This is a genomic window from Clostridium sp. (genome assembly GCF_029267215.1).
In the GTDB taxonomy this organism is placed as follows: domain Bacteria; phylum Bacillota; class Clostridia; order Clostridiales; family Clostridiaceae; genus Sarcina.
In genome coordinates this window covers 38,669-51,165 of record NZ_JARIDH010000038.1, presented here as the reverse complement: position 1 = coordinate 51,165, position 12,497 = coordinate 38,669, and the positions used below count along the sequence as shown (strand labels likewise).

At 29.0% G+C, this 12,497-nt stretch carries 11 protein-coding genes and 1 other annotated feature; of the genes, 5 read left to right on the top strand and 6 right to left on the bottom strand.

Annotated features, from left to right (window positions below):
* A partial coding sequence (locus Q1K13_RS06365) for an OB-fold nucleic acid binding domain-containing protein (RefSeq protein ID WP_300348593.1) occupies window positions 1-494 on the bottom strand: 494 nt, incomplete at its 3' end.
* 64 nt (window positions 495-558) lie between these two features.
* Window positions 559-804, bottom strand: a binding site (T-box leader).
* A gap of 107 nt (window positions 805-911) precedes the next feature.
* On the opposite strand from Q1K13_RS06365, the gene Q1K13_RS06360 reads away from it, so the two are divergent.
* Window positions 912-2,132 (top strand): cytochrome b5 domain-containing protein, encoded by a 1,221-nt coding sequence (locus Q1K13_RS06360; protein WP_300348591.1) that lies wholly within the window; start codon window positions 912-914, stop codon window positions 2,130-2,132.
* 239 nt (window positions 2,133-2,371) lie between these two features.
* Here Q1K13_RS06360 and Q1K13_RS06355 read toward each other — a convergent pair whose 3' ends face one another.
* Window positions 2,372-3,070: a metallophosphoesterase family protein gene (locus tag Q1K13_RS06355; protein WP_300348589.1), complete on the bottom strand. Its 699-nt coding sequence runs from the start codon at window positions 3,068-3,070 to the stop codon at window positions 2,372-2,374.
* Between the two features lie 178 nt (window positions 3,071-3,248).
* On the opposite strand from Q1K13_RS06355, the gene Q1K13_RS06350 reads away from it, so the two are divergent.
* Window positions 3,249-4,325 carry a M24 family metallopeptidase gene (locus Q1K13_RS06350; protein WP_300348588.1) on the top strand — a complete coding sequence of 359 codons (1,077 nt, stop codon included), beginning with the start codon at window positions 3,249-3,251 and terminating at the stop codon, window positions 4,323-4,325.
* Between the two features lie 164 nt (window positions 4,326-4,489).
* On the opposite strand, the gene Q1K13_RS06345 is transcribed toward Q1K13_RS06350, so the two are convergent.
* The 4 genes from Q1K13_RS06345 to murC all read right to left on the bottom strand — a co-directional run bounded on the left by Q1K13_RS06345 (window position 4,490) and on the right by murC (window position 9,332).
* Window positions 4,490-5,716, bottom strand: a complete 1,227-nt coding sequence (locus Q1K13_RS06345; protein WP_300348587.1) for a NupC/NupG family nucleoside CNT transporter — start codon at window positions 5,714-5,716, stop codon at window positions 4,490-4,492.
* Window positions 5,717-5,805: 89 nt separating this feature from the next.
* On the bottom strand, window positions 5,806-6,624 hold the full coding sequence (locus tag Q1K13_RS06340) for a purine-nucleoside phosphorylase (protein ID WP_300348586.1): 819 nt from the start codon (window positions 6,622-6,624) through the stop codon (window positions 5,806-5,808).
* 96 nt (window positions 6,625-6,720) lie between these two features.
* Window positions 6,721-7,740 carry a LacI family DNA-binding transcriptional regulator gene (locus tag Q1K13_RS06335; protein WP_300348584.1) on the bottom strand — a complete coding sequence of 340 codons (1,020 nt, stop codon included), beginning with the start codon at window positions 7,738-7,740 and terminating at the stop codon, window positions 6,721-6,723.
* A 218-nt stretch (window positions 7,741-7,958) separates the two neighbouring features.
* Window positions 7,959-9,332 (bottom strand): UDP-N-acetylmuramate--L-alanine ligase, encoded by a 1,374-nt coding sequence (gene murC / locus Q1K13_RS06330; protein ID WP_300348583.1) that lies wholly within the window; start codon window positions 9,330-9,332, stop codon window positions 7,959-7,961.
* A 358-nt stretch (window positions 9,333-9,690) separates the two neighbouring features.
* Here murC and purR point away from each other — a divergent pair, with 358 nt between their 5' ends.
* The 3 genes from purR (at window position 9,691) to glmU (ending at window position 12,453) form a co-directional block, all read left to right on the top strand.
* A complete protein-coding gene (purR, locus tag Q1K13_RS06325; protein WP_300348582.1) occupies window positions 9,691-10,494 on the top strand; it encodes a pur operon repressor in 804 nt (267 codons plus the stop codon).
* Window positions 10,495-10,604: 110 nt separating this feature from the next.
* Window positions 10,605-10,877 (top strand): septation regulator SpoVG, encoded by a 273-nt coding sequence (gene spoVG, locus Q1K13_RS06320; RefSeq protein ID WP_300348581.1) that lies wholly within the window; start codon window positions 10,605-10,607, stop codon window positions 10,875-10,877.
* 214 nt (window positions 10,878-11,091) lie between these two features.
* Window positions 11,092-12,453, top strand: a complete 1,362-nt coding sequence (gene glmU / locus Q1K13_RS06315) for a bifunctional UDP-N-acetylglucosamine diphosphorylase/glucosamine-1-phosphate N-acetyltransferase GlmU (RefSeq protein WP_300348580.1) — start codon at window positions 11,092-11,094, stop codon at window positions 12,451-12,453.
* Window positions 12,454-12,497 lie beyond the last annotated feature (44 nt).

Below are 12,497 nucleotides of genomic sequence, written 5' to 3'. Positions count from 1 at the left end.
GTTAATATTGGAGTATGAGTGTAAACAAATCCTTGATCTTGGAAGAATTTATGGATAGCGTAAGCTGCAACACTTCTTACTCTGAATGTAGCTGAGAAAGCATTACTTCTTGGTCTTAAGTGAGCTATTGTTCTTAAGTACTCAAAAGTATGTCTTTTCTTTTGTAGTGGGTAATCTGAATCAGACATACCTTCTACTATTATTTCTTCAGCTTGAATTTCAAATGGTTGTTTTGAATCAGGAGTCTCAACTAAAGTTCCTATAACTGATATTGAAGAGCTTATAGGTAATTTAGCTATTTCTTTGTAGTTAGCTATTTTTTCACTATCAAAAACTACTTGGATATTTTTAAAGAATGAACCATCGTTAACTTCTATGAAACCAAAAGCATTTGAGGCTCTTAATGTTCTTATCCAACCTGATACTTTTATTTTTTTATCACTATATTCACTAGTGTTTCTATAAAGACTTTTTACTAAAATTACATCTTTCATTATTGTATCCTCTCTTTCTTTAAATAAGTTTTATCCAAATAAAAAAGCCATTCATCCACATCTTTAATGGGACGAATGGCATTATTCGCGGTACCACCCAAATTGCTATTTTTAAAATAGCCGGCTTTATGAACACGTAATATGTTCTTCAAGTATAACGTCTTGAATACGTCTAAGTCTACTCTCCAAAGTGGATTTCGGTTAGAAACTCAGAGATGTTCTTCAGAATAGGCTTAACTACAGAACTCACACCATAATCTGCTCGCTAAAAGTTATTTCCTAAACTTACTCTTCTCATCACAGTAAATAAACTTTTTAATTTAGTTTGATTAATAATGATTTTACAATAAAACATTAACATTTGCAATATTAACCACATAGAAATATATAGATATATTATGTATTAGAGGAGTTTTTATGTGCAATTTTTTTGATGAAAAGTTTGAACAAATAAATAAATTAAAATATTTAATGACTTTGGCTAGGAATAATGAAAACTTAGATAATTATAAGAATAGGTTAAAGGAAGTTTTAGATAAAATAGAAGTATATAACTCAGAGGATAACAATAAAGATTTACTTATACTTACTAAAGAAGAATTAGCAAGTTTTAATGGAGAAGGAAATAAACCTTCGTATATAGCTTTAGATGGAATGATTTATGATGTAACAAACATAGAGTTATTTAAAAAGAATCCTCACAATGAATTGAAGCTAGGAAGTGATTTAACAGAAGAATTTAATGAATGCCATAAGGATAATACTAACTTATTATCTAAATTGCCTATAGTTGGCATGCTTGCAGAGCCAGAGGAAGTTGAATTTATAGAGGAAGTTGAACCTTATTATGAGGAAAAAAGATTAAGAATAATAGGAACAGAAGAGTTAAAAATATATGATGGAAAAGATGGAAGAAAGGCATATGTAGCCATAGATGGAACAGTATATGATTTAACAGGATCTTCTTTACTAAATGGAAAAATACCAAGTGAATTTGTTTTAGGTACTGATATAACTAGAACCTATAATGAATATTTTAAAGAGGATAAAGAAAAGTTAAAAAGTTTGCCTATAGTTGGTGTACTTTATGATTTCGAAGAGAGTATAAGAGGAAAACATACTTCAAATGATTTAAAAGAATTTAGCCTAGGAGAGTTAGAGATATACAATGGGTATAATGGAAAACCATCATATATTGCAGTTGATGGTTTAGTTTATGATGTTAGTAATATTGATTTATTTAGAAAAGGTTCTTATAATGAATTAAAGTCTGGAAAAGATATGACAAAGGAATTTAATGAGTATTATAAAGGCGATAAAAGCTTGCTTTTAGGAATTCCAGTAGTTGGAGTAGTAAAATATAATAATGATGAACTTGAACTATTAGAAAGTGGTTTAACAAGGGAATTTAGAGTAAATGATTTATCTCAATTTAATGGGAAAGATGGAAATCCTCCATATATAGCTGTATTTGGAACAGTATATGACTTAACAGATGTTGAAGAGTGGGAGAGTAAAGGCATTAAGGCTGGATGTGATTTAACAGGAGAATATAAAGAAGTCTATGGCAATGACAAATCTAATCTAAAAAATCTAAACATTGTAGGGGTTTTAACTTGTAGCTTAAATGATGTCTAATTAAACGAAAAATCACAGTTATATTAAGATGTACCCTTGTCAATGACAGTTTAAAAAAGTCTACACAACATTAAAAATATGATTTAAAAATACCCAATAGAAAATACAATTAAAAAAGTCTATTCTATTGGGTATTTTTAATTCTTTATCATAAATATATTTCTTAATATAAATTAATTATATTTTAATCATATTACAAAAAAATAAAATGTTTTAGTAATTCAAATCAATAATTTAAATTACTCTTTACCAGATTCATAAGAGTAGATTAATTTTTGAGGGAATTTTTTCATTTCCATATCTTTCATGGTTCTTTTATATTCATAAGGAACAGTTTTCATTTCAACTTTCAACTTATATTCAGTAGATATATCTAATATTACATAAGTTGCATGAGGTTTTCCATTTTTAGGTTTACCAACGCTACCATCATTTATAATAACCTTATCACCTATCTTTTTAGCATAAGGAATATGCGTATGAGCACATACTAAAACATCTTCATTTAATTCTCTCATAACTTCCTCAAGTTTATCATAATCCTCTCTTAAATACTCATTTATTTTTCTTTGGCTTCCGTGAACGAATTTAATTGATTTACCACAAATATCCATTGAAAGAGTGTTTGGAAGATTATCAAGATAATATCTGTTAGATGTTCTTAACTCTTCAACAGTCCAAGGAAGTGAGAATGAATTTATTTCAGTATCTCTAATGTATGTAAAATCATTATCAACTACAGATGCATCATAATTACCTTTTAAACACATTATATTTCTTCTTCTAATAAGAGCTATTACTTCATTAGGATGAGGTCCATAACCAACTAAATCTCCTAAACATATTATGGAATCAATATTGTTTCCATCTATATCTTCTAAAACTTCTCTTAAGGCATACAAATTTCCATGTATATCTGATATTACTGCAATTCTCAATTTTATGGCCTCCTTACAGTTATTATTGATTTTATTTACATAGAATATTATATAACAAAAGTTGGACAAAATATAAAAATAAATATTAAAAAAGTAAGTTATTTGTAAATTATTAGATACTTTGAAAATGTGATATAATTTATTTAAAGAATTTTAAATTTTGGAAGGAGTGATTAAGGTGAAAGAAAGAAGATTAGCTAGAATAATAGAGTCTATGAAAGAAAATAATATTCCTCAAATGTTAGTTTCTTCACCTGCATCAATATTTTATTTAACTGGTAAGTGGATAAATCCAGGCGAAAGAATGGTTACACTTTACATAAACATAAATGGAAATAATAAATTTATAGTAAATGAATTATTCCCAATAAACGAGGATTTAGGAATCGATATACTTTGGTATAATGATACAATGAATCCAATAGATAGTTTACATGAAGTAATAAATCATGATGAAACATTAGGAATAGATAAAGACTGGAAAGCTCATTTCTTACTAAGTTTATTAGAGAGAAAATCAGCAAAAAGCTTTGTAAATGGATCACCTATAGTTGATAGAGTAAGAATGAGAAAAGATGAAGAAGAGATTGCTTTAATGAAAGAAGCATCAAGAATAAACGATATAGCTGTAGAAAAAGCTATAAATAGCCTTAAAGAGGGTATGACAGAGAAAGAGGTTGTTGAAGTACTAGGAAAGTGTTATGCAGAGTATGGATGTCAAGGATACTCATTTACACCAATCGTTGCTTTCGCGGCTAATGCTGCTGATCCTCATGCAGAATCAGGAGAACAGAGATTAGAAAAAGGAATGGGTGTATTAATAGATACTGGCTGTAAGAAAGGTTTTTACTGTTCAGATATGACAAGATGTGTATTCTTTGGGGAGCCAACAGATCATCAAAAAGAAATATTCAATACAGTTTTAGAGGCTAATAAAAAAGCTATCTCAATAATAAAACCAGGTGTTAGATTCTGTGATATAGATAAGGCAGCTAGAGATGTTATAGAAGATGCTGGATATGGAAAATACTTTACTCATAGAACAGGACACTCAATAGGAATAGAAACTCATGATTTTGGTGATGTGGGATCAACCAATACTGATGAAGTTAAACCAGGAATGATTTTCTCTGTTGAACCAGGAATATATCTTCAAGGAGATATGGGAGTTAGAATAGAGGACTTAGTATTAGTTACTGAAGATGGATGTGAAAGATTAAATAGTTTAAACAAAGAATTAGCAATAGTAAAATAAATTGTTGATTTAGTGTTAAATTAGGTAAAATAAATAGTTAAAAATAAAAAAATTAGATTTATAAAAATAACAAAAATTATATAAATTAATTTATAAAAAATAAAAATACCATTTTATATTTAAAATGGTATTTTTATATTAATCAAATTTAAATCTTTTAAAAATTAAGCACTAAATAATATACCAGCGATTGTAGCTGTCATACAAGTAGCTAATACACCACCTAAAAGTGCTTTTAATCCTAACTTAGCTATAGTTGGTTTCTTTTCTGGAGCTAACCCACCAATACCGCCTAATTGTATTGCAACTGAACTTAAGTTAGCAAATCCACAAAGAGCATAAGTTAATATCATTATAGTTTTTGGTTCTAATGATCCTTTTGCGATATAAGTTGATAATTGAGAGTAAGCTAAGAATTCATTAACAGCTAATTTAATTCCTAATAAATCTCCAGCTACGAATACATCTTTAGCAGGAACTCCCATTATAAATGCTAATGGTGAGAATATTCTACCAAGAATCCAGTTTAAGCTTAACCAAGGAGCTCCGAAGATTCCGCCGATCGCACCGAATAATGCATTAATCATAGCTATAAGAGCAACGAATGCAAGAAGCATAGCACCAACATTTAATGCTAATCCTAAACCTTCTGCAGCCCCGTTAGCAGCTGCTTCTATAACATTTTCACTTTCAACTTTTAATTCAAGAGTTCCGCCACCTTTAGTTTCTGGTTCTTCGGTTTCAGGCACTAAAATCTTAGCAAGTATTAATCCAGCAGGTGCTGCCATTATTGAAGCTGCAAGTAAGCTACCAGCATTGATTCCCATAGCTACATAACCAGCCATAACACCACCAGCAACAGTGGCCATACCTCCTACCATGATTGCACATAACTCAGATTTAGTCATGTTTTTTATGTATGGTTTAACTAGAAGCGGAGCTTCTGTTTGACCTAAGAATATGTTACCAACAGCACTGAAAGTTTCAGCTCCACTTGTTCCTAATATTTTACAAACACCTTTAGCAATTACCTTGACTACTACTTGAACTATACCTAAATGATAAAGCACGCTCATTAATGATGAGAAGAAGATAATTGTTGGTAATACTTGTAATGCAAATATCATACCAATTTTATCGGTATCAAGTAGTGGACCAAATAAGAATTTACTACCTTCCTTAGTAAAATCTAAAAGCTTAGTTATTCCACCACTAACCCATTCAAATACTGCTCTACCTGCAGGTACTTTTAAGATTAGTAAAGCGAAAATTATTTGTAATAAAAGACCTGTTCCAACAAGTCTCCAGTTGATCTTCTTTCTGTTTTCAGAGAAAAGAACAGCTATACCAAGAATACATATAAGACCTATTACACCAATAATTCTATCCACTTTTATTCTCCTTTTCTTAAGTTTTTATTTCATTTTATACGATATTTACATTTATTAAAAGTTAATAAATGTAAATATCGTTGGCTTTATTAAATTTCTTTAATTATATTTGTCATTAGCTCTATGAAAGTTTTTCTAACTTTAGCTGAAGTTTCCATAACTTCTTCGTGATTAAGTGGCTGTTCTAATATTCCAGCTGCCATATTAGTCATACATGAAACACCTATAACTTTCATTTCGCTATGGTTAGCTATTATAACTTCTGGAACTGTTGACATACCTACAGCATCAGCTCCTAAAGTTCTTGCCATTCTTATCTCAGCAGGAGTTTCGTAAGTTGGGCCACTAAACATAGCATATACACCTTCTCTTACTTCTATTCCTAAGTTGTTAGCTATATTTTTAACTTCTTTTCTTAAATCCTTATCATAAGCATTTGACATATCAGGAAATCTAGTTCCAAATTCACTTAAGTTTTTACCGATTAGTGGATTTGCACCTGATAAATTTATATGGTCTGAAATTATCATTAAATCTCCAGGAACGTAATCTTTGTTTACAGCACCAGCTGCATTAGTAACAACTAATATTTCAACTCCTAATAATTTCATAACTCTTACTGGACAAGTAACTTCTTGCATTGCATATCCTTCATAGTAGTGAAATCTTCCTTGCATTGCTATAACTTCTTTATCTTGGAATTTTCCAATAACTAATCTTCCAGCATGACCTTCTACTGTAGAAACAGGGAAGTTTGGAATTTCGTTGTATGGGTAGTACTCAGCATCTTCAATTTGATCTGCAATAGCACCAAGTCCTGAACCTAATATTAATCCAATTGTAGGTTTATATTTGCTTTTTTCTTTAATATAATCAGCTGCTGTTTTAATTTTTGTTGATAAATCCATAATTATACACCTCTTAATTAAAAAATTTTTTGAAATATTATTATTATGTGGTAACGCTTACTTTAAAATGTATAAAATACTAAAATTAAATTTTTATTATTTAATTAACTTTTCAGAACCTTTTAATACAAGTTCTGGAGTTAGTATTATACTACTTAACTCTTTTTTTGATTTGTTATTTAATGAATTGATTAATAAATTCATTCCAAGAATACCAAGTTCTCTGCTTGGACCATTTATATGACTTATGTTTATGCCTAATGTGTCAAGTACAGGTATGCTATCGAAACATATTATTGAAATATCTTTTGATATTTCAAGATTTGCTTCTCTTAAAGCTTTTAAACATCCTAATGTCATAAGATTATTTGATACAAATATTGCTGTAGGTCTATTTTTAAGTGAAAGAATTTCTTTAGTAAGGATATAAGCAGATTCTTCTTCGTAATCCCCATAAAATATTAAATTAGAATCGACACTTATATTATTCATTATCAATGCTTTTTCATAACCTAACAATCTATCTTGTGCAGGTTTTGATGTCATACGACCTGTTATTATAGCAATTTTTTCATGTCCTTCTTTAATCAATACTTCAGTTGCATCAAAAGCCCCTTTGATATTATCCACGAAAACACCATCAAAATTATGATATTTAAGGCTTCCATCAACTAATATTACCGGTATACATAGGTTAGTTATTGCCTTTAAATACTCACTATTTAAATCATTCTCTACAGAGGTTGGACAGATAATAATTCCTCTAATTCTCTGCTCTTTTAAAGTTTTTATTGCTTTAATTTCTTTGCTTACACTTTCATCTGAGTCACAAAGAATTAAATTAAGATTATTTTTTTCTGCAATAGCATTTATTCCCTTTATTATTGAACCATAGAAAGGATTAGTAATATCGGGAACTATTACTCCTATTGTATTAGTTATATTTTTAGAAAGGCTTCTAGCAATGGCGCTAGGAGTATAGTTATATTTATTTATAACATTCATAACCTTATTGCGAGTTTCTTCTTTTACATAACCAGAATTGTTTATAACCCTTGATACTGTAGCAAGAGATACACCAGCTTCTTTTGCAATATTATTAATTGTTATAGACATAGTGCTTGCCTCCTTCTACAATATTATAGAGTAACTCAATGAATAATTAAACAAATATTTTCATATAGATGAAAATATAAATTGTTATTCTATGTGTTATCGCTTACATAAAATTGTAAGGGGAGATTTGATTAGTATCTATGTAAATGATAACATTGATTTGAATAAATTGCAAATAAAAAAGGCTACTTTATTAAAAAAATAGCCTTAAAATTCATTTACTTTAAGAAAAGGTCACCAACTTTAACCACATCACCAGCACCTACAGTTAAAAGTAAGTCATCTGTTGATATGATTTCCTTAACATATTTCAATGCTTCTTCATGAGAATGAACATTTTTACATTTTATTCCTCTAGCTCTTATAGCATCTCCTAATTGAACAGAGTTTATTTCCCCAAGATCTTTTTCTCTTGCAGCATATATATCCATTAAAATAAGTTCATCAGAATCATCAAAACACTTTGTAAAATCATCAAAAAGTGTTTTTGTTCTTGTGAAAGTGTGAGGTTGGAATACACATATTGTTTTATTATGTGGTATATTTTTAGCTGTACTAAGTGTAGCTTTGATTTCTACAGGATGATGAGCATAATCATCAATAACAGTTATTCCATCTTTCTTTCCTTTGAATTCAAATCTCTTATGAGCTCCACCAAAAGAAGAGAGTCCTGATATAGTTGTTTCAACAGGTACATCAAATATTTCAGCTAGGCATATTGCAGATAATGAATTTGATATGTTATGCATGCCAGGTACGTTTAATGTAAGTGTAAGAAGTTTTTCATCTCTTTTAAATACATCAAAAGTAGCACATCCATTCTTTCCAAATTCGATATTTTTAGCTTGAATATCTCCTGAGTTTATTCCATAAGTAATTACATTACATTTAGCATCCTTGATAACTTCAAGAACTTTTTCATCATCAGCATTTCCTATGATGTATCCATCCTTAGGGATTAAGTTAACAAATTTCTTGAATGTATCTTTTATATGATCTATATCTCTGTAAAAATCTAGATGGTCGGCATCTATATTTAGAATTATTCCAACGTAAGGGAAAAATTTTAAAAAGCTTTGTTTATATTCACAAGCTTCAGTAATAAAGTAATCACTATTACCAACTCTAAAATTTCCTTTTATTATATCTAAATCTCCACCAACTAGTATAGTAGGATCTAAATTTGCACTAAGTGCAACGTGAGAAATCATTGATGTAGTAGTAGTCTTTCCATGGGTACCAGATACAGCAACATTAAATTTATGACCTTTCATAATTTGTCCTAAAAATTCAGCTCTATCCATAAGAATAAGGTTTTCTTCTTTAGCTTTAACTATTTCAGGGTTATCATTAGGTATTGCCGCAGTATATACTACTATGTCAACGTTTTGTAAGTTATCTTTACTATGACCTATGTATATTTGGGCACCTTCTTTTTTTAATTTATTAGTAATTTCTGATTCTTTAGAATCTGATCCTGAAACCTTGTATCCAGCATTTAGTAGTACAGCAGCTAAACCGCTCATACTAACTCCACCGATTCCTATGAAATGAACTTTTTTATTAATATCTTTTAATAAATCGAAAGCCAAGATATCAACTCCTTTACTTATATACACTAATAATTATATACACTTTTTTTGAAAAGCACACAAAAAAATTATTTTTAAAAGTATTTTATGAAAATTTATTTAGTTAAATGATTTAATAGTATAAATTAATGTTAATTTAGTTTCTATATAAACTTAAAGATTAGATTTAAAAATATTATAAAATTCGCATCGTACAATAGATAAGCGGTTAACAGAGGTAATAAAGTTTGTTATAATGAGTTTAAATACAGAATAAAAAGAAAAAATGCATAAAAATATATGTGTTTTATTAATAATAAAACTATTAAATATACGTGGTAAATATATACTGGAAATTTATATAGGTCAGGTGATTAAGATGGAGAAATTAAGTAGAAATAGTAGAGTGTCGATTATAACTAAGGTTCTTATAGAAAATCCAAATAAAATAATAGGATTAAATAAATTCTCAGAACTTTTAAATGCGGCAAAATCAACAATAAGTGAAGATATAGTGATTGTAAGAGAAATATTGGGTAAATTTTCTATGGGAAAAGTTGAAACAATAGCTGGAGCAGCTGGTGGAATAAGATATATTCCTGAAATTGGAGAAGAGGAAAAGAAAAAATTCTTAGAAGAGTTATGTGAAATTGCTAGTGAAAGCGACAGGATTGTTCCAGGAAATTTTTTATATGTTACAGATATAATGTTTAATCCTAATATTATAACAAAGGCTTCAGTTATTTTAGCATCATATTTTCAAAATATGGATATAGATTATGTAATAACAGTTGAAACAAAAGGAGTTCCTTTAGCTTATGAAGTTGCAAAATGCCTAGGTGTTCAACTTATAACAGCTAGAAGAGATAGCAAGGTTACCGAAGGATCAACAGTTTCAATAAATTATGTTTCTGGAACTTCAGGTAAGATTCAGCAAATGTGTCTTTCAAGAAAGTCATTAAAACAAGGAAGCAAATGCATTTTTATTGATGACTTTATGAGAGGTGGTGGAACTGCTAAAGGGTTAGTTGATTTATTAAAAGAATTTGACTCAGAACTTATGGGAATAGGTGTTTTAATAGATAATAAATTATCAACTAATAAGATAACTAAGGATTATGTTTCATTAATTGATATAGTTGAAATAAATGAAGATGGTGTTAAAATGGTACCTTCAATTTAGTTGTATATAATTACTATGTATTAATAAATTTTACATAAAAACCTTAAAAAAGAGGAATTTAAAAATTTTTATAGAATACATATAATAACAACAACTGGAGGTGTATCAAGATGAATATTACAGATGTAAGAATTAGAAAAATATCTACAGAAAGTAAGATGAAAGCAATTGTTTCTGTAACTTTTGAGAATCAATTTGTTGTACATGATATTAAAGTTATTGAAGGGTTAAATGGTCTTTTTATAGCTATGCCTAGCAGAAAGACACCAGATGGAGAGTTTAAGGATATAGCTCATCCTATAAATACAGAAACCAGAGAACAAATTCAAAAGGCTATTCTTGATGAATATGAGAAAGTTAGAAATTTAGAAGTTCAAGAGTAATTGTTTTTAATAAAAGGAAGTAAGCTTCCTTTTATTTTTTTGTGAAAAATATAGTTTTTAGATGGGGTGTTTCTTAGTAAGTTACTGTTGAAATAAGGAAATTATTAAAATATAATTGAAAAAGAGAAAAATGAAGATTTTTAAACTAAAGAAGAGATTGAATTTAAATAGTATAGCTTATATAATAAAATGAGTATCACAAAGAGGTGTTTTTATGAATAAATGTGCTATAATATTAGCAGCAGGACAAGGGACTAGAATAAAATCAAGATTACCAAAAGTTTTACATAAAGCGTGTGGAAAAGAAATGGTTAATCATGTTATTGATGCAATGAGAAATGCAGAAGTAGAAGATGTTAATGTAATAATAGGAAAAGGGGCAGAATTAGTTAAAGATAGAACTGCTTTAAGACAAGTTAGCTATTCATTACAAGCTGAACAGTTAGGTACTGGTCATGCGGTTAAATGTGCTAAAGAATTTTTGGATGGAAAAACTGGAGTTGTTGCAATATTTACAGGTGATGCTCCTTTAATAAAATCAGAAACAGTTAAAAATTTAATTGAAACTCATGTTTCAGAAGGAAATTCAGCTACTTTATTAACATCAGTTATTGAAAACCCAACTGGCTATGGAAGAATAGTTAGAAATGGAGAGTCAGTAGAAAAAATAGTTGAACATAAGGACTGCAATGAAGAAGAAATAAAAATAAATGAAGTTAATGCAGGAATGTATTGTTTTGATATAGAAAGTTTATTATCTTCTTTAGAAAAACTTTCAAACGACAATGCACAAGGTGAGTATTATTTAACAGATGTTATAGAAATACTAAAGAAAGAAAGAAAAAAAATAGGTGCAATGATTACAGATTTTGAAGAAACATTAGGTGTTAATTCAAGAGCTGAACTTGCTAGAGTTGAAAGTATCATGAGAAATAGAATTAATAGAACACATTTAGATAATGGAGTTACTATTATTGACCCTCTAAATACATATATAGAACCAGAGGTAGTTATTGGTCAAGATACTATAATATATCCAGGTAACGTTTTAGAAGGAAAAACTGTTATAGGAGATGATTGTATTTTATATCCTAACTCAAGAATAAATAACAGTATAATAGGCGATGGAGTTGAAATACAAAGCTCAGTTATTTTAGATAGTAAAATAGGATCTGAAACAACTGTTGGACCATTTGCTTATGTTAGACCAGAAAGTAACATAGGAGATCATGTAAGAATTGGTGATTTTGTTGAAATTAAAAAGTCAACAATAGGAAATAATACTAAGGTATCACATTTAACTTATATTGGTGATGCTGAGGTAGGAGAAAGATGTAACTTTGGTTGTGGTACTGTAGTTGTTAACTATGATGGAAAGAAGAAACATAAAACTATTATAGGAAATGATTCGTTCATAGGATGTAATACTAACTTAGTTTCACCTGTTGAAGTTAAAGATAATACTTATATTGCAGCAGGATCAACAATAACTAATGAAGTTCCAGAAGGAAGCTTAGCAATAGCTAGAGCTAAACAAAAGAATATAGAGGGCTGGGTTGAAAAAAAGCTTAAATAAGCGTTAACATATGCTGAAAGCTAGGTTTAATTTTAAGGAGGTCT